Genomic DNA, 15,956 nt, shown 5'->3' with positions numbered 1-15,956 from the left:
CAAAGTGTACATACAAATTTCGGCAGGGAGACTTGGGCATTTTTGGTTAAGGGTGCGCGCTTGCACAGGCTGCGCCTTTTCCCTTGTCCGTGGTGGAGCGGAATTGGGGACATGCCGGAGGGCCGAGTGCCCGGCGGAGCGGGTGCAGGTGAGTATTTGGGCCAAGATGAAGGGGCAGGTCGGCGCGGCCGAGACCGGGGCGAAGGGGGTGGCTGGCCTTCGCTGGTTGACATTCCGGCCCCTTGGCGCAATGGAAACCTGATGATCCAGAGCATCCTTCTTGTTGCCTTGGGCGGGGCTGCGGGTTCCGTCGCGCGCTTTCTTGTCGTCACGGCGGCGGGGCGGGTGATGCCCGGCTGGCCGCTTGGCACATTGGTTGTGAATGTGGCCGGATCGCTGGCCATAGGCGTGGCCTATGTCCTGCTGACGCAGCGGGTGCAGGTGGCGCCTCTGGTCATGGCGGGCTTTCTGGGTGGCTTCACCACCTTTTCCGCCTTTTCCCTGGATGCGATGAAGCTGTGGGAGGGCGGGCAGGCGGTGCAGGCCATCGCCTATGTCGCGGCTTCGGTCATCCTGTCCCTTGCTGCCGTGGCGCTTGGCGCGGCCCTTGCCCGGAGTATCCCCGCATGAGCGGCGTGAAGACCCTGACCGTTTCGGAAGATGAGGGGGAGCAGCGGCTGGACCGCTGGTTCAAGCGGCGGTTCCCGCATGTGACCCAAGGCGCGGTGGAGAAGATGTGCCGCACGGGCCAAGTGCGGGTGGACGGGGCGCGGGCCAAGGCATCGGATCGGGTGGTTCCCGGCCAGGCGATCCGCGTGCCGCCGCTGCCTGACCCGAATGCAGAGCGGCCGCGGATCGAGGGGATTTCGCCCGCCGATGCGAAGATGATCCAGGACTGCGTGCTGTGGATGGACGAGCATATGATCGTTCTGAACAAGCCCGCGGGCCTGCCGTCGCAGGGGGGCAGCGGGCAGGGCGAGCGGCATGTGGATGGGCTGACCGAGGCCTTGAAGTTTGGCTACAAGGAGCGGCCCAAGCTGGTGCATCGGCTGGACAAGGATACGTCGGGCCTTCTGATGCTGGCGCGGACGGATCGGGTGGCGCGGAACCTGTCGGAGGCGCTGCGGCACCGGAACACGCGCAAGATTTACTGGGCGGTGGTGGCGGGCGTGCCGAACCCGAAGAAGGGATCCATCAAGTATGGGCTGATGAAGGCCCCTGGCCATGGCAAGCGCGGCGAGGGGGAGAAGATGGTCTGCGTCCATCCCGCGAAGATGGGCGACTATCCGGACGCAAAGCGGGCGCATACGGATTACTTCGTGCTGTGGTTCCTTGGATCGCGGCTGTCCTGGATGGCGCTGGAGCCTGTCACGGGGCGGACGCATCAGCTGCGCGCGCATATGGCGGAGCTGGGGCATCCGATCATCGGGGACGGGAAATATGGCGGGTCGGAGGCCGATAATCAGGGCGATGGCTGGGGCGCGGCGGTGGGGGGCGACATTTCCCGCAAGCTGCATCTTCATGCGCGGATGCTGATGGTGGAGCATCCGGTGACCAAGGTGGAGATGACCTTCACCGCGCCCTTGCCCGAGCATATGGCGCGGACCTGGAAGGCGCTGGACTGGAGGGAAGATGACGTGCCCGCCGATCCCTTCACGGTGTTCCGATGAGCGGCTGGACGGCGAAGCGGTTCTGGCAGGCGGCGGTGCCTGAGCCTTGCGAGGGGGGCTTTACCGTGCGGCTGGACGGGCGGGGGGTGAAGACGCCCGCCAAGGTGCCGCTGGTGGTGCCGACGCTGGCGATGGCGCAGGCGATTGCGGCGGAATGGGATGCGCAGCAGGGCGTGGTGAAGCCCGAGACGATGCCGGTGACGCGGGCGGCCAATTCGGCGCTGGACAAGGTGACGCCGCAGCGGGCCGAGGTGGTGGCGCTGCTGGCGGCCTATGGGGCATCGGACCTGCTGTGCTATCGCGCGGCGGGGCCGGAAGCCCTGGCCGAGCGGCAGGCAGCGGGGTGGGACCCGGTGCTGGACTGGGCGGCAGAGAGTTTTGGCGCGCGGCTGGCGGTGACGCGGGGGGTGATGCCCGTGGCGCAGGACGCGCAGGCGGTGGCGCGGCTGGAGGCGGAGGTGGCGCGGCTGTCGGTCTTTGAACTGGCGGGGTTCCATGACCTTGTGGCGATCGGCGGGTCGCTGGTGCTGGCGCTGGCGGTGATCCATGGGCGGCTGGGGGTTGCGGAGGCCTGGGCGCTGTCGCGGATCGACGAGACCTGGCAGGTGGAGCAATGGGGCGAGGACGAGGAGGCGGCGGCGGCCGAGGCGGTGCGGCGTGTCGCTTTCGAGGCGGCGAGTCGATTCTATGCATTGTGCGGGTGACAATCCTGCCGAATTTCTGTGCAAGGCCCGCTTGAATTGCAGTCATCTGTTGCCAAATCATTGATACCGAAGCGGTTTTGCCAAACGCGCGGGTTGTGCTTGACCTTTCAAACCGCTTCGGAAGAAACTGCGCGGTACTGGGAGAGGCTCACCTCCAACAGGTTCCGCCCTCGCGGCGCCTTGGTGCGCCTTCGGGGACCAATAACCGCCATTCCGGAAGGGAATGGCATACTCAGGAAGAGGTAAGAATGAAAAAATCCGTATTCCTCGGCGTTGTCGCGGCGACCATGACGGTCGCGGGCGCGGCTTCGGCGCAGGCCACTCTGGAAGCCGTGAAGGCGCGTGGAGAGTTGATCTGCGGTTCGAACACCGGTCTGACCGGGTTCGGCGCGCCGGATGCGAGCGGCAACTGGACCGGCTTTGACGTGGACCTGTGCCGCGCTCTGGCCGCGGCGATCTTTGGCGATGCGACCAAGGTGAAGTTCGTGCCGACCACGGGCGAAACCCGTTTCACCGCGCTCCAGTCGGGCGAAGTGGACCTGCTGGTCCGCAACTCCACCTGGACGGCGACGCGCGATTCGGAACTGGCGCTCGATTTCGTGGCGGTGAACTACTATGACGGCCAGGGCTTCATGGTGAAGAAGGACCTGGGCGTGTCTTCGGCCAAGGAACTGGATGGCGCGACGGTCTGCATCCAGACCGGGACGACCACCGAACTGAACCTCGCCGACTTCTTCAAGCAGAACAACATCAGCTATCAGCCGGTCACCGTGGCCGACGATTCGGAAGCGCAGCGCCAGTATCTGGCCGGCGCCTGCGACGCCTATACCACGGATGCCTCGGGCCTGGCCGCGTCGCGCGCGACGATGCCGGATGCCGAGAACCACGTGATCCTGCCCGAGATCATCTCGAAGGAACCGCTGGGCCCGGTCGTCCGTCATGGCGACAACAACTGGGGCGACGTGGTGCGCTGGACCTATTACGCGCTGCTGATCGCCGAAGAGAAGGGCATCACCAAGGCCAATGTGGCCGAGGTTGCCACCTCGACCGCGGATGAGGAAGTGAAGCGCCTGCTGGGCGTGGAAGGTGCGGGCGACCTGCCGACGAAGTTCGGCCTGTCGAATGACGCCTTCAAGAACGCCATTGCCGCCGTGGGCAACTATGGCGAAATCTTTGCCGCCAATATCGGCGAAGGCACCTCGATCAACCTGGCGCGCGGTCTGAACGCGCTGTGGACGCAGGGCGGCCTGCAATACGCCCCGCCCTTCCGTTGATCTGAAGAGGGGGCGCCCGGGTTCCGGGCGCCCCTATCCGCCTTCGGGCCGACAGCGCGATGAGGCGCGGCGGCCCTGGATGAACACCCGGAAAACCGGGGTTCGCGTCGCCAGAAACGCACAGCTACAGGGGAAAGACGCATGGCCGTGGCCAGTGACGTGCCGAAGGAGTCCTTTCGGCTCTCGATGCTTATCTACGATACGCGGTATCGTTCCATCACGATCCAGATCTTTGTCCTGATCCTGTTCGGACTGTTTCTGGCCTGGCTTCTGAACAATACGGCCGTGAACCTGGCCACGCGGGGGAAGGAGTTCAACTTCGGCTTCCTGTGGCAGCGGGCCGGTTATGACATCGGGCAGGCGATCATTCCCTATACGAATGACAGCAGCCATTTCCGCGCGCTGCTGGTGGGTCTGGTCAATACGCTGGTCGTGGCGATCCTGGGCTGCATCCTGGCGACGATCCTGGGCGTGATCATCGGGGTCCTGCGGCTGTCGAAGAACTGGCTCGTGGGGCGGTTGATGACCGTCTATGTCGAGGTGTTCCGCAATGTGCCGCTTCTGCTGTGGATCCTGTTGTCCTATGTGATCCTGTCGGAGGCGACGCCGCAGCCGCGCGATTTCCGGGTGACGGACGAGATGGCGGCGGCGGGCGAGGCGCCTGCGGCCTCCATGATGCTGTTCGACACGGTGGCGGTGACGAACCGGGGGACGAATGTCCCGGCGCCGCTGTTTGACGTGAGCCTCGGGTCGGTGAACCTGTTGGGCATCACGCTGAACCTGACGATCCTGGCCTATATCGCGGTGATCGCGGGGTCGGTCTGGATCAACCGCCTTATCCTTGCGGGTGCGCGGGCGCAGCAGGAGGCGACGGGCGACAGGCCCGTGACATGGTGGAAGTCGATCCTCGTGCTGTTCGGGCCGGTGATCGCGCTGAGCCTGGCGCTGGGCCTGCATCTGGAGGTGCCGGAACTGCGCGGCTTCAACTTCCAGGGCGGCATCCTTGTCGCGCATTCCTTTACCGCGCTCTTGATCGCGCTGACGCTGTACACGGCGGCCTTCATTGCCGAGATCGTGCGGGCGGGTATCCTTGCCATCAGCAAGGGCCAGTCGGAGGCGGCTTTTGCCCTTGGCCTGCGGCCGGGGCGGACGATGAACCTGATCATCCTGCCGCAGGCGCTGCGGGTGATCATCCCGCCGCTGATCAGCCAGTATCTGAACCTGACGAAGAACACCTCGCTGGGGATCGCCGTGTCCTATCTGGACCTGCGCGGCACGCTGGGGGGGATCACGCTGAACCAGACGGGGCGGGAGCTTGAGTGCATGTTGCTGATGATGCTGATCTATCTGACGATCAGCCTGATCATCAGCGCGCTGATGAACCTTTACAACACATCCGTCCAGATCAAGGTGCGCTGACCATGGCAAACGCATCCTATGTCCGTGACCAGATGCTGCCCCCGCAGGCCCCGCCGGTGAGCGAGGCGGGCGTGGTGAAGTGGCTGCGCGAGAACCTGTTTTCCGGCTGGTTCAACACGATCCTGACGCTGGTGGGGGTGGTGGTCATCTATTGGCTGGTCGTGTCGGCCCTGCCCTGGTGGCTGAATTCCGTATGGAATGCCGAAAGCCTGAGCCAGTGCCGCGAGATCGTTGCGGCGACGGCGGGGGAAGGCGCGACCGGGGCCTGCTGGGCGATGATCCGCGAGCGCTGGCATCAGTTCATCTTCGGCTTCTATCCGCCCGAGCTGTGGTGGCGGCCGGTGATGGCCTTTGGCCTGCTGTTCGCCGCGATGGCGCCGGTCCTGTTTGCCGGGCAGAAGAAGAACCTGACGCTGATCCTTGGCGCGGTGGGGCTGTTCCTCTTGGTGACGCTGGGGCTGGCGGGGGCGCCGATGGGCGGTTGGATCGCCTCGCTGGTGCTGGTCGGGGGGCTGATCGCGCTGGTGCAGGTGATGCCGGGTCGCCTGTTGTGGTTCACGGCCATCTATCCGGCGCTGTGCTTCTGGCTGCTCTGGGGCGGGTCGGTCTGGACGCCGATCGTGGCGATGCTGGGCTTTGTCGTGATGGGCGGGGCCTATCTGGCGCTGGTGGGGCGGCTGGGGCCGACGGCATCGGCGCTGATCGGGGTGTTTCTGGCTGTCTTCTGGTGGCTGTTCCTCGATATCCCGATCACGACGGCGCTGGCTTCGATGATCGGGGGCGGGCTGGATCAGGTGGATTCCGACCAGTTCGGCGGGTTCCTTCTGGCCATCACCATCGGGGTGACGGCGATCACCTTCTCGCTGCCCATCGGTATCCTGCTGGCGCTGGGGCGGCAGTCGGACATGCTCATCGTGAAGACGCTGTGCGTGGGGTTCATCGAGTTCATCCGGGGTGTGCCGCTGATCACGCTGCTGTTCACGGCATCGCTGCTGTTGCAGTATTTCCTGCCACCGGGGACGAATTTCGACATCATCCTGCGGGTGATCATCCTTGTGACGCTGTTCGCCGCGGCCTATCTGGCCGAGGTGATCCGCGGGGGCCTCGCGGCGCTGCCGAGGGGCCAATACGAGGCGGCGGATGCGCTGGGCCTGGATTACTGGCGGGCGCAGCGGTTGATCATCCTGCCGCAGGCCTTGAAGATTTCCATTCCGGCCATCGTTTCCACCTTCATCGGCCTTTTCAAGGATACGACGCTGGTGGCCTTTGTCGGCCTGATGGACCCGCTTAAGGGCGTCACGCAAATCGTGCGCGCGGATATCGACTGGAAGGGCATCTACTGGGAGCCCTACATCTTTGTCGGCGCCATCTTCTTTGTCATCTGCTTCGGCATGTCGCGCTATTCCATGTATCTGGAGCGCAAGCTGAAGACCGATCATCGGTAAGGAACCATCATGTCTGAACATGCCATCGACCGTTCGAAGATGAAGGTCTCGGATGAGGTTGCCATCCAGATCAGCGCCATGAACAAGTGGTACGGGACGTTCCACGTGCTTCGCGACATCAACATGACCGTGCAGCGGGGGGAGCGGATCGTGATCTGCGGACCGTCGGGTTCGGGGAAATCGACGCTGATCCGTTGCATCAACCGGCTGGAGGAACACCAGCAGGGGCAGATCGTGGTGGACGGGACGGAACTGACCAACGACCTGAAGAACATCGACAAGGTGCGGTCGGAGGTGGGGATGGTGTTCCAGCACTTCAACCTGTTCCCGCATCTGACGATTCTGGAGAATTGCACGCTGGCGCCGATCTGGGTGCGGAAGGTGCCGAAGAAGGAAGCCGAAGAGACGGCGATGCATTTCCTGCGGAAGGTGAAGATCCCCGAGCAGGCGAACAAGTATCCCGGCCAGCTTTCGGGCGGGCAGCAGCAGCGGGTGGCGATTGCGCGGTCCCTGTGCATGCGGCCGCGGATCATGCTGTTCGACGAGCCGACCTCCGCCCTTGACCCCGAGATGATCAAGGAAGTGCTGGATACGATGATCGAGCTGGCGGAAGAGGGGATGACCATGCTCTGCGTGACCCATGAGATGGGGTTTGCGCAGGCGGTGGCGAACCGGGTGATCTTCATGGATCAGGGGCAGATCGTGGAGCAGAACGAGCCGAAGGAGTTCTTCAACAATCCGAAGAGCGAGCGGACGAAGCTGTTCCTGAGCCAGATCCTCGGTCACTGAGACTGTCCGTTTTGCGGGACGGGGAGGGGGGCCGGACGGCCCCCTTTCGATTCCAGGGGCCGGGTCGCGGGAAAGGCCGGGGGCGCGGCTAAATCTTTCCGGGCTTTTGCCGATCTTCTGCGTGATGGGGCAGTGGATGCCCCGGATGGCAGGATGTGCGGAAGGCGATGTCGAACCTGATGACCTGGCTTCTGATGACGGTCGGGCTGGCCACGCTGGCGGCCACCGTCGTGCTGGGCCTGACCTCGGGGGATGCGCCGGGGGCGGATGATCCGGTGCTGGTGGTGACCCTGCCCTGGGGGGAGGATCCGGCCGAGGTGGTGGCGCGGGCCGGGGGGCAGGCCATCGGGCCGCTGGCCGCGCCGCTGGCGGTGCTGGCCTCGGGGGCGACGGTTGCCGCGTTCAAGTCTTCGGGTGCCTTTGCCGTGCTGCCTGCCTCGACCCTGGCCCTTCTTTGCGAAAGCTGATCCGCATGATGACCGAGACCATCGCCCCGAAGCCGCAGGCCGACGAGTATCGGCTGGCGCGCAATGCCGCCCTTCTGGCGGCGCCCGTCGCGCCGGTATCGGCCTATTTCACCGGGGGGCCGTTCTGGCCGGTGCTGGTGGGGACGCTGGTCCTTTGCGTGCTGGCGCTGGCGGGGCGGCGGGGGCAGGGGGCCGGGCCTGCGCTGCTGGTGACGCTGGCGCTGGTGGGGCATTGCGTGCTGTTCACGGCGGCCTTTGCGGGCCATGCCTGGCAGTTGGACACGCATATGGCCTTTTTCGCGGTGCTTGCGATGATCGCGACGATGGGCAGTATCCCGGCGCTGATCTTTGCGGTGGGGGTGATCGCGGTGCATCACCTGTCGCTGGGGCTTTTGTTGCCGGCGCTGGTCTATCCGTCGGTCGATCTGCTGGGGAACCTGGCGCGGACGGTGATGCATGCGGTGATCGTGCTGGCGGAGGCGGCGGTGCTGCTGCTGGCGATGCTGGCGCGGAAGCGCAGCGCGGCGGAGATTGAGGCGGGACGGGCGCGGCTGGCGCAGATCGCGGAGGAGGCCGAGCGGGCGCGGGCGATGGCGGAAGCGGCGCGGGAGCGCGCGCAGACCGTTTCCGAGCGGACGCGGGAAGAGGGACGCCGGGCGGCGGTGGCGGTGGATGGGATCGCCGGGGCGGCGCGGGCGGCGGTGGCGCAGGCGGAGGGGTCGCGCGGTCTCTTTGCCGGGGCGCGGCAGGATGCGGACCTGTCCAGCCAGACCTATGCCCAGACGGTGGAGGCGATGCGCAAACTGCGCGAGTCGTCGGAGCGGATCGGGCAGATCGTGGATCTGATCGACGAGATTGCGCGGCGGACCGACCTGCTGGCGCTGAATGCGGCGGTGGAATCGGCGCGGGCGGGCGAGGCCGGGCGCGGCTTTGCCGTGGTGGCGCACGAGGTGCGGAAACTGTCGCAGCAATCGACGGATGCGGCCTTGCAGATCCGGTCGCTGGTGGGGACATCGGCGCAGCAGGTGAAGGATGGGGCGCGGCTGGTGGAAGAGGCCGGTGTGGCGCTGGAGCGGATCACGCGGACCATCGGCCAGTTGGAAGAGCGGATGCGCGACATCTCGACCACGGCGGGCGAGCAATCCACCAGCCTTGACGCGGTGAAGATGACGATCGGGCGGATCGACCTGATTACCGAGGCGCATGAGGCGCCGACCGGACGGGCGGCCATGCCTGCGCGCAGGCCGGAGCCGGAGGCCGTGGCAGTGGCGGGGCCGGATCGGTTGGCGGCCTGAGCCGGGTCAGGCCGCGCCGTCAGGCCATGATTTCACGCGGGACGATGAAATCGTCCACCACCCCGCTGCCGAAGGTGACGGCCTCCCAACTTTCGACATTGAAGTCGGCGACCAGCGTCGCGCCTGTCGGGTAGCGGTTGAATTCTGGGTTCTGGGGCGCATGGGCCACGAGGCGGGCGGCGAATTCGGCGATGCCGGGATTGTGGCCGATCATCATCACCGTGTTGCCCTTGGCATGGCGCAGGACGGCCAGCATCACATCCGGTCCGGCATGGTAGAGCGCGGGTTTCAGTTCGAGGACGGGCGTGCCGGGCAGGGCGGGGGCGATCCCGCTCCAGGTCTTGCGGGTGCGGAGGGCATCGGAGCAGAGCACCTCATCCGGGACATAGCCGCGCGAGGCGAGCCATTGGCCCAGATCGGCGGCGGCGGCCTTGCCGCGGTCGTTCAGCGGGCGGTCATGATCGGGGGTGAGGGGGTCGTCCCAGCTTGACTTGGCGTGGCGTGTCAGGATCAGCCGCTTCATGGAACCCCCCTAATGGGGTGGTTCAGTCCACCCCGTGGAATCGGCGCATGTGATAGGCCGACTGTTCGGGAAGTCTTGCATAGGCCTGTGACACCGGGCAAGCGCGGCGCGTTTCGCAGCCGGTGGTCAGGCAGGGGATGCCCTCGGCCGTATCGAGGAAGGCGTGGCAGGCGGCGACGTCATAGCCCGCGCCGGTGAGGGCCGCGGCAGGGCAGGCCGTCAGGCAGGGTGCCGGGCAGCCGTCGCAGGGGCGTGGGGCGGGGGCGGGGAGTTCAATACGGTCTTTCAGGGCAAGCGCGCCCCGGAAGCTGACCATCAGGCCCTGATCGGCGCTGACGAGCAGGCGGACGGGGCTGTCCCAGATGCGGCCGGTTCGGAGCGCCCATGTGTAGAAGGGGTGATAGGGCGGGCCGCCGAAGGGGAAAAGCGCCTTGGCCCCCAGATCGCAGGCGATGCGCCCGATGGTGCGGCGCGACCAGCGGTCGATGGGATCGGGCTGGCCGTCCCGCCATTCGGGCTGTGCCGTGACATGCGCCCAGAAGCCCGGCTCGGCCGGGCCGAGGAGGAGAAGGGTTTGCGTGCCGCGCGGCACGGCGTCATCGTCCGTGGGGTGGAAGCCGCCCAGAACGGCAAGGTGGTGGGCGGCCAGGGTTGCGGCCAGCGTCACCGCTTGACGCGCGGTTTGACGCGCGGTTCGGTGGAGCGGATCTGCGAGCCTGCGCCGTGATCGGTGAACAGCTCCATCAGGCAGGCATTGGGGACGCGGCCATCGAGGATGGTGACGGCGCGGACGCCTTCCTCCAGCGCCTTGAGCGCGGTTTCGGTCTTGGGGATCATGCCGCCCGCGATGACGCCTGCGGCGGTCATCTGGCGGACTTCTTCGGGCGTGATCTGGGTCATGACCTGGCCTTCGGCGTTCTTGACGCCGGCGACATCGGTCAGGAGGAGCAGGCGGTCGGCCTTGAGCGCGCCGGCGATGGCCCCGGCGGCGGTGTCGCCGTTGACGTTGAAGGTTTCGTTATCGGCTATGCCGGTGGCGACGGGGGCCACGACGGGGATGATGCCTGCATTGTAGAGATCGCGCAGGACCTGCACGTTCATCTCGACCGGGCGGCCGACGAAGCCCAGTTCGGGATCGTCGGCCTCGCAGACCATGAGATCGTCATCCTTGCCGGAAATGCCGACGGCGCGGCCGCCTGCATCCATGATCGCCTGAACGATGCGCTTGTTGACGAGGCCGGAGAGGATCATTTCCACCACCTGCACGGTGGCCTTGTCGGTGACGCGCTTGCCGCGGACGAAATCGGACTTGATGCCCAGCTTTTCCAGCATCTCGTTGATCATCGGGCCGCCGCCATGGACGACGACGGGATTCACGCCGACCTGCCGCATGAGCACGATGTCGCGGGCGAATTCGGCCATGGCGGCATCGTCGCCCATGGCATTGCCGCCGAATTTCACCACCACCACCGCGCCGGAATAGCGCTGGAGGTAGGGGAGGGCTTCGGAAAGCATCTTGGCGGTGTTGGCGGCGTCGGACATGGTGCTTGTCTGCGGTTTCATGGGGACCCCCCGTGGCAGTTGCGCGCCTTGGTAATGCCTGCGGGCGCGGCTGCCAAGCGGCAATGGCCTTTCCCCCCGAAAGCGGCGAAGATGACGGGTGCAATTGGTGGAGAGAGTGAGATGGACGCGCGGAAAACACTTGTTCTGACAGGGGCTTCGCGGGGGATCGGCCATGCCACGGTGAAGCGGTTCTCGGCCGAGGGGTGGCGGGTGCTGACCTGTTCGCGCCAGCCCTTTGACCCGCGCTGTCCCTGGCCCGGTGGGGAAGAGGACCATATCCAGATCGACCTTGCCTCGCCCGACAAGACGATTGCGGCCATCGAGGGGATCAAGGCGAAGATCAACGGGCGGCTGGATGCGCTGGTGAACAATGCGGGGATCAGCCCGAAGGGACCGGGGGGAAGCCGTCTGAACACGCTGGAGACCGACCTGCGGACCTGGGGGCAGGTGTTCCATGTGAATTTCTTCGCCTCCATCGTGCTGGCGCGGGGGTTGAAGGATGAATTGTCGGCGGCGAAAGGGTCGGTGGTGAATGTCACCTCCATCGCCGGAAGCCGGGTGCATCCTTTCGCGGGAGCGGCCTATGCCACGTCGAAGGCGGCGCTGGCGGCGCTGACGCGGGAGATGGCGCATGATTTCGGGCCGCTGGGGGTGCGGGTGAACGCGATTGCGCCGGGCGAGATCGAGACGGCGATCCTGTCACCGGGGACGGAGAAGATCGTGGAGACGCTGCCGCTCCGGCGGTTGGGCCAGCCGAAGGAGGTGGCCGATGCGATCTGGTTCCTGTGTTCGGAGCAGGCCTCCTATATCACCGGCACGGAGGTGCAGGTGAACGGCGCGCAGCATGTGTGAGGGCCGCGGCCTGCCCGGTTGTTCTGTGGCGGTCGCCCCGCTATGGTTTTGAGGACGGGTTTTGCTGACCGGGGTGTGATGGGTGCGTGGTGTCTGGTGTCTGGCGGTTGCGGGGCTGTTCTTCATGTCGAGTGCGGGGGAAGGGATGGCGGGGCCCGAGGCTGGGGCGCTGCGGCTGAACTGTCTTGCGCCGACCTGGATCGACGGCGCGCGGCTGTCGCATCTGTGCCTGTCGGTGGGGGCCGGGATGGGCGCGGCGTTGGGGCGCGAGGTGCGGGTGGTGGAGGGCGCGGCGGATGTGGCGCTTGAGGTGATCCGCCTGGATGAGAAGCTGGTGGTGGCGCGGCTGCATTGGCCGGGCGCGGCGCCGGGGCCGGAGGTGGAGCTGGGCGTTGTGGATGCGGGACCGGACGGGCGATCCTACGGGATGCTGGCGGCCGGCCTTCTGAAAGTGTCGCCGCCGCCCTGAGGCGGGGCGTGGTGGATCTGCGGTAACAGGTGATCGGGTGCGTTGATGTGTCAGATGTGTGCGGTGGTCGTGAAGACCGGAGACTGCGGGTTTGAGCCGGTCGGGCCGGTGGCGGCGGTGACGGAGCCCCTGCCCGATGCCACGCCGGAGGAACTGGCGGAGTTTCTGACCGACGGTTACTGGGAGTGGGCGGGCCAGTCGCGCCATGCCTTCGACACGCGGGCCAGCAATGTGATCACGGTCGATATCGCCGGGCTGACGGCGGAGGGGCGGACCCTTGCGCTGAAGGCGCTGGAGGCCTGGGAGATGGTGGCCGATGTCGATTTCCAGGTGGTGGCTGGCGGGGCGGACATCACCTTTGATGACGTGTATCCCGGAGCCTATGCAAGCTATACCGCCAGCGGCGGGGTGACGCTTTCGTCCTTTGTCAACATCTCGACCGGGTGGCTGGCGACCTATGGGACGGAGCTGTGGAGCTATTCCTTCCAGACCTATGTGCATGAGATCGGCCATGCTTTGGGGCTGGGGCATCAGGGCCCCTACAATGCGTGGGCGGATTTCGCTTCGGATGCCCTGTTCGGGAATGACAGCTGGGGCCTGTCGGTCATGTCCTATTTCGATCAGGACACCAATCCCAACGATCCGGGCAGCTATGCCAGCCTTCTGACGACGATGATCGCCGATATCGTGGCGATCCAGAGCCTTTACGGTGCGCCGGTCGGGGGGGTGACGTCGGGCGACACGATCTGGGGCGAGGGGAGCACTCTGGCGAATTACCTTGGCGACTTCTTCCGGGCCGAGTTCGGCGGGGGGATCGCACCGATGATGGGCGTGGCGCTGACCATCTTTGATTCCGATGGGCTGGACCGGGTCGTGTTCTCGACCGATGTGACCGACCAGCGGGTGAATCTGGCGGGCGGGTCGCGCTGGGACGTCTTTGGCCAGTCCGGGACCGTGGCCATCGCGCAGGGGACGGTGATCGAGGACTATGTGGCGGGTGCAGGCAATGACCGGGTGGCCGGAAATGCCGCCAGCAACCGGATTTCCGGCAATGGCGGGCATGACCTGCTGTCGGGCGAGGCGGGGCAGGACCGTCTGGCGGGGGATGCGGGGAATGACACGCTGAGCGGCGGGGAGGGGAATGACCGTCTGTCCGGAGGAAGCGGGGAGGATTCCCTGCTGGGCGGCACGGGGAACGATGTGCTGGTGGGCGAGGCGGGGAATGACCGTCTGGCGGGCGAGGCGGGCGATGACAGCTTGAGCGGGAGCGCGGGGAATGACCGCCTGTCGGGAGGCGAGGGGGCGGATTCGCTGACGGGCGGGGAGGGGAATGACGTATTGGTGGGCGAGAAGGGGGAGGACCGTCTGGCCGGTGACGCCGGGAATGACACGCTGAGCGGGAGCGCGGGGAATGACCGGCTGTCCGGCGGGGATGGGGCGGATTCGCTGACGGGCGGGACGGGGAATGACCTGCTGGCGGGCGAGGCCGGGAATGACCGTCTTGAGGGGGATGCGGGGAATGACACCCTGAGCGGGAGCGACGGGAATGACCGTCTGTCGGGGGGCGACGGTCTGGATTCGCTGACGGGCGGGGCGGGGAATGATGTGCTGTCAGGCGGGACGGGGAATGACCGTTTGGCAGGCGAGGCGGGGAATGACACGCTGAGCGGTGATGATGGCAATGACCGTCTGTCGGGGGGCGAGGGGCGGGATTCGCTGTCGGGCGGGGCGGGGAATGACGTGCTGGTGGGCGAGGCCGGGAATGACCGTCTGGCGGGGGATGCGGGGAATGACACGCTGAGCGGCAGCGACGGGAGAGATGTTCTGGCGGGTGGGGCAGGGAACGATGTCCTGACCGGTGGGGCGCAGGCGGATATCTTCATCTTCGTGGCCGGGCAGGACCGGATCACGGATTTCGTCGATGATCTGGACAGTCTTCAGGTGGAGGCCGATCTGATGGGGGCAGGTGCGGCCAACTGGGCGGGGCTGCGATCGCTTGGCACCGCCTTTGGCGACCGGGTGGAGTTCCGCTTTGCGACGGGCGATGTGCTGACCGTTTTCGGCGTGACGGCGCTGGACCGTCTTGCCGATGATTTCACCTTCGTCTGAGGCAGGTCACTCCAGCGTGGCGATGATGGCGCGGAGGGTTTCGATGCCTTCGCCCTTTTCCGAGGAGGTGACCACGATCTCGGGGTATGCGGCGGGGTGCTTGGCCAGCGCGCCCTTGACCTGTGCGATGACGGCGTCGCGTTCGGCGCGGTTGATCTTGTCCACCTTGGTCAGCACGGTCTGGAAGGTGACGGCAGAGCGGTCGAGGAGTTTCAGGATCTCTTCATCCACCGCCTTGATGCCGTGGCGGGCGTCGATCAGGACGAAGGCGCGGCGGAGCGTCTGGCGGCCGGAGAGGTAGGATTTGAGCAGTTCCTGCCATTTGCGGACGATGGCGACGGGCGCCTCGGCATAGCCGTAACCGGGCAAGTCGGTTATGTAGCGGGTTTCGCCGAGGGCGAAGTAGTTGATTTCCTGCGTGCGGCCGGGCGTGTTGGAGGCGCGGGCCAGGGTCTTGCGGCCGGTCAGCGCGTTGATGAGGCTTGATTTTCCGACGTTGGAGCGGCCGGCGAAACAAACCTCCAGCCGGTCGGCGGGGGGAAGGCCCGACATGGCGACCACGCCTTTGACGAAGGTCACGGGGCCTGCGAACATCAGGCGGCCGGTTTCGCGCGCCTCATCCGACGGATCGGGGGCGAGGGTGAATTGAAGCCCGGTCATTGCAGGGACCATGCATCGCCGGTGGCGATATCGCCGCCTTCGACCACCACGGCGTAGAGGCCGAAATCCTGATGCCCGAATTCCCGTTCCAGCGCGTTCAGCGTATGGGCGTTCGACTGGCCGGTGGCGGGTTCGACGGTGGTGGCCATGCAGCGGGTGATGCGTTCCTTCACCTCCAGCACGGCGCTGCCGATGCGGATGCGCTGGCCGATCCAGCCCCATTCGGCCCATGCCTCGGCCCCGTCGAGCCAGAGATTGCCGCGCCAGCGGTGGATCGAGAGGTCATGGCCCATGCGGGCGGAGAGGTCGGCGAGGCTGGCGAGGTTGAGGATCGCAACGGAGGGGAAATCGCTGTCGGTCATGCCGCGGCCTGCGGTGACGATGCGGGCGGGCTGAGCGCGGTTGGCGGGGTTCAGGGGGCGGACCCAGTCGAGGAAGCGGGGCGTGTCGGCGGGGTCGTCGGGGCGGAAGGTGATCTGCCCGCGCGCCGGATGGCGGAGGGTGACTGTGGCGGTTGCCTCGTCCAGATCGCTTTCGATGGCCATGAGGTCATAGGCCTTGGCGCCGCGCGCGAAGTTCATGCAGGGGTTCCAGCCTTCGGTCAGCTTTGCCGCCTCATGCGCGACGGCCCAGTGCCTGTCCCAGGGCAGGCATTCGCCCGCCGAAAGACGAACGGACGCGAGCATCTCGCGTCCGTGTCCCTTGATCGGGTGGCGG

The 15,956-nt window shown here is 66.3% G+C and carries 17 protein-coding genes; 12 read left to right on the top strand and 5 right to left on the bottom strand.

Annotation, left to right across the window (positions count from 1 at the left end; translation table 11 throughout):
• Positions 1 to 261 precede the first annotated feature (261 nt).
• From crcB to C0V75_RS13125, 9 genes are all read left to right on the top strand, one after another.
• Complete coding sequence (gene crcB, locus C0V75_RS13165; protein ID WP_101921427.1) at positions 262 to 630, top strand: fluoride efflux transporter CrcB; 369 nt, start codon at positions 262 to 264, stop codon at positions 628 to 630.
• Positions 627 to 1,670, top strand: coding sequence for an RluA family pseudouridine synthase (locus C0V75_RS13160; protein WP_101921426.1), 1,044 nt, complete (start codon positions 627 to 629; stop codon positions 1,668 to 1,670). Before crcB ends, C0V75_RS13160 begins: the two co-directional genes overlap by 4 nt.
• On the top strand, positions 1,667 to 2,374 hold the full coding sequence (locus tag C0V75_RS13155) for an ATP12 family chaperone protein (protein ID WP_101921425.1): 708 nt from the start codon (positions 1,667 to 1,669) through the stop codon (positions 2,372 to 2,374). Before C0V75_RS13160 ends, C0V75_RS13155 begins: the two co-directional genes overlap by 4 nt.
• 248 nt (positions 2,375 to 2,622) lie before the next feature.
• Positions 2,623 to 3,648: an amino acid ABC transporter substrate-binding protein gene (locus C0V75_RS13150; RefSeq protein ID WP_101921424.1), complete on the top strand. Its 1,026-nt coding sequence runs from the start codon at positions 2,623 to 2,625 to the stop codon at positions 3,646 to 3,648.
• A 141-nt stretch (positions 3,649 to 3,789) separates the two neighbouring features.
• On the top strand, positions 3,790 to 5,067 hold the full coding sequence (locus C0V75_RS13145) for an amino acid ABC transporter permease (protein WP_101921423.1): 1,278 nt from the start codon (positions 3,790 to 3,792) through the stop codon (positions 5,065 to 5,067).
• A gap of 2 nt (positions 5,068 to 5,069) precedes the next feature.
• Positions 5,070 to 6,512 (top strand): amino acid ABC transporter permease, encoded by a 1,443-nt coding sequence (locus tag C0V75_RS13140; protein WP_101921422.1) that lies wholly within the window; start codon positions 5,070 to 5,072, stop codon positions 6,510 to 6,512.
• Between the two features lie 9 nt (positions 6,513 to 6,521).
• Complete coding sequence (locus C0V75_RS13135; RefSeq protein ID WP_101921421.1) at positions 6,522 to 7,301, top strand: amino acid ABC transporter ATP-binding protein; 780 nt, start codon at positions 6,522 to 6,524, stop codon at positions 7,299 to 7,301.
• A 179-nt stretch (positions 7,302 to 7,480) separates the two neighbouring features.
• Positions 7,481 to 7,768 carry a hypothetical protein gene (locus tag C0V75_RS13130; protein ID WP_143710425.1) on the top strand — a complete coding sequence of 96 codons (288 nt, stop codon included), beginning with the start codon at positions 7,481 to 7,483 and terminating at the stop codon, positions 7,766 to 7,768.
• 5 nt (positions 7,769 to 7,773) lie between these two features.
• Positions 7,774 to 9,063 (top strand): methyl-accepting chemotaxis protein, encoded by a 1,290-nt coding sequence (locus C0V75_RS13125; protein WP_101921419.1) that lies wholly within the window; start codon positions 7,774 to 7,776, stop codon positions 9,061 to 9,063.
• A gap of 19 nt (positions 9,064 to 9,082) precedes the next feature.
• On the opposite strand, the gene C0V75_RS13120 is transcribed toward C0V75_RS13125, so the two are convergent.
• The 3 genes from C0V75_RS13120 to argB are packed head-to-tail and all read right to left on the bottom strand — an operon-like array spanning position 9,083 to position 11,128.
• Positions 9,083 to 9,586, bottom strand: a complete 504-nt coding sequence (locus C0V75_RS13120; RefSeq protein WP_101921418.1) for a histidine phosphatase family protein — start codon at positions 9,584 to 9,586, stop codon at positions 9,083 to 9,085.
• A gap of 22 nt (positions 9,587 to 9,608) precedes the next feature.
• Positions 9,609 to 10,253, bottom strand: coding sequence for a ferredoxin (locus C0V75_RS13115; RefSeq protein ID WP_101921417.1), 645 nt, complete (start codon positions 10,251 to 10,253; stop codon positions 9,609 to 9,611).
• Positions 10,250 to 11,128, bottom strand: coding sequence for an acetylglutamate kinase (gene argB / locus C0V75_RS13110; protein WP_101921761.1), 879 nt, complete (start codon positions 11,126 to 11,128; stop codon positions 10,250 to 10,252). Before argB ends, C0V75_RS13115 begins: the two co-directional genes overlap by 4 nt.
• 141 nt (positions 11,129 to 11,269) lie before the next feature.
• Between argB and C0V75_RS13105 the strand changes: the two genes are divergently transcribed.
• From C0V75_RS13105 to C0V75_RS13100, 3 genes are all read left to right on the top strand, one after another.
• A complete protein-coding gene (locus C0V75_RS13105; protein WP_101921416.1) occupies positions 11,270 to 12,001 on the top strand; it encodes an SDR family oxidoreductase in 732 nt (243 codons plus the stop codon).
• 82 nt (positions 12,002 to 12,083) lie between these two features.
• Positions 12,084 to 12,470, top strand: coding sequence for a hypothetical protein (locus tag C0V75_RS23980; protein ID WP_158241846.1), 387 nt, complete (start codon positions 12,084 to 12,086; stop codon positions 12,468 to 12,470).
• A gap of 45 nt (positions 12,471 to 12,515) precedes the next feature.
• The gene (locus tag C0V75_RS13100) at positions 12,516 to 14,579 is read left to right on the top strand and encodes a M10 family metallopeptidase C-terminal domain-containing protein (RefSeq protein WP_101921415.1); all 2,064 of its coding nucleotides are present in this window, start codon (positions 12,516 to 12,518) and stop codon (positions 14,577 to 14,579) included.
• Between the two features lie 6 nt (positions 14,580 to 14,585).
• Here C0V75_RS13100 and yihA read toward each other — a convergent pair whose 3' ends face one another.
• Positions 14,586 to 15,239: a ribosome biogenesis GTP-binding protein YihA/YsxC gene (gene yihA / locus C0V75_RS13095; protein ID WP_101921414.1), complete on the bottom strand. Its 654-nt coding sequence runs from the start codon at positions 15,237 to 15,239 to the stop codon at positions 14,586 to 14,588.
• A complete protein-coding gene (locus C0V75_RS13090) occupies positions 15,236 to 15,925 on the bottom strand; it encodes an MOSC domain-containing protein (protein ID WP_371410687.1) in 690 nt (229 codons plus the stop codon). The genes yihA and C0V75_RS13090 overlap by 4 nt, the downstream gene beginning before the upstream one ends.
• Between the last annotated feature and the right edge of the window lie 31 nt (positions 15,926 to 15,956).

The sequence above is a fragment of the Tabrizicola sp. TH137 genome, from assembly GCF_002855575.1.
GTDB lineage: Bacteria > Pseudomonadota > Alphaproteobacteria > Rhodobacterales > Rhodobacteraceae > Paragemmobacter.
This window is presented reverse-complemented; position numbering and strand designations above follow the sequence as displayed.

Coding starts and splice junctions, on each gene's coding strand:
- crcB (WP_101921427.1), top strand. CDS start 262: ATGATCCAGAGCATCCTTCTTGTTGCCTTGGGCGGGGCTGCGGGTTCC.
- C0V75_RS13160 (WP_101921426.1), top strand. CDS start 627: ATGAGCGGCGTGAAGACCCTGACCGTTTCGGAAGATGAGGGGGAGCAG.
- C0V75_RS13155 (WP_101921425.1), top strand. CDS start 1,667: ATGAGCGGCTGGACGGCGAAGCGGTTCTGGCAGGCGGCGGTGCCTGAG.
- C0V75_RS13150 (WP_101921424.1), top strand. CDS start 2,623: ATGAAAAAATCCGTATTCCTCGGCGTTGTCGCGGCGACCATGACGGTC.
- C0V75_RS13145 (WP_101921423.1), top strand. CDS start 3,790: ATGGCCGTGGCCAGTGACGTGCCGAAGGAGTCCTTTCGGCTCTCGATG.
- C0V75_RS13140 (WP_101921422.1), top strand. CDS start 5,070: ATGGCAAACGCATCCTATGTCCGTGACCAGATGCTGCCCCCGCAGGCC.
- C0V75_RS13135 (WP_101921421.1), top strand. CDS start 6,522: ATGTCTGAACATGCCATCGACCGTTCGAAGATGAAGGTCTCGGATGAG.
- C0V75_RS13130 (WP_143710425.1), top strand. CDS start 7,481: ATGACCTGGCTTCTGATGACGGTCGGGCTGGCCACGCTGGCGGCCACC.
- C0V75_RS13125 (WP_101921419.1), top strand. CDS start 7,774: ATGATGACCGAGACCATCGCCCCGAAGCCGCAGGCCGACGAGTATCGG.
- C0V75_RS13120 (WP_101921418.1), bottom strand. CDS start 9,586: ATGAAGCGGCTGATCCTGACACGCCACGCCAAGTCAAGCTGGGACGAC.
- argB (WP_101921761.1), bottom strand. CDS start 11,128: ATGTCCGACGCCGCCAACACCGCCAAGATGCTTTCCGAAGCCCTCCCC.
- C0V75_RS13105 (WP_101921416.1), top strand. CDS start 11,270: ATGGACGCGCGGAAAACACTTGTTCTGACAGGGGCTTCGCGGGGGATC.
- C0V75_RS13100 (WP_101921415.1), top strand. CDS start 12,516: ATGTGTCAGATGTGTGCGGTGGTCGTGAAGACCGGAGACTGCGGGTTT.
- yihA (WP_101921414.1), bottom strand. CDS start 15,239: ATGACCGGGCTTCAATTCACCCTCGCCCCCGATCCGTCGGATGAGGCG.
- C0V75_RS13090 (WP_371410687.1), bottom strand. CDS start 15,925: ATGCTCGCGTCCGTTCGTCTTTCGGCGGGCGAATGCCTGCCCTGGGAC.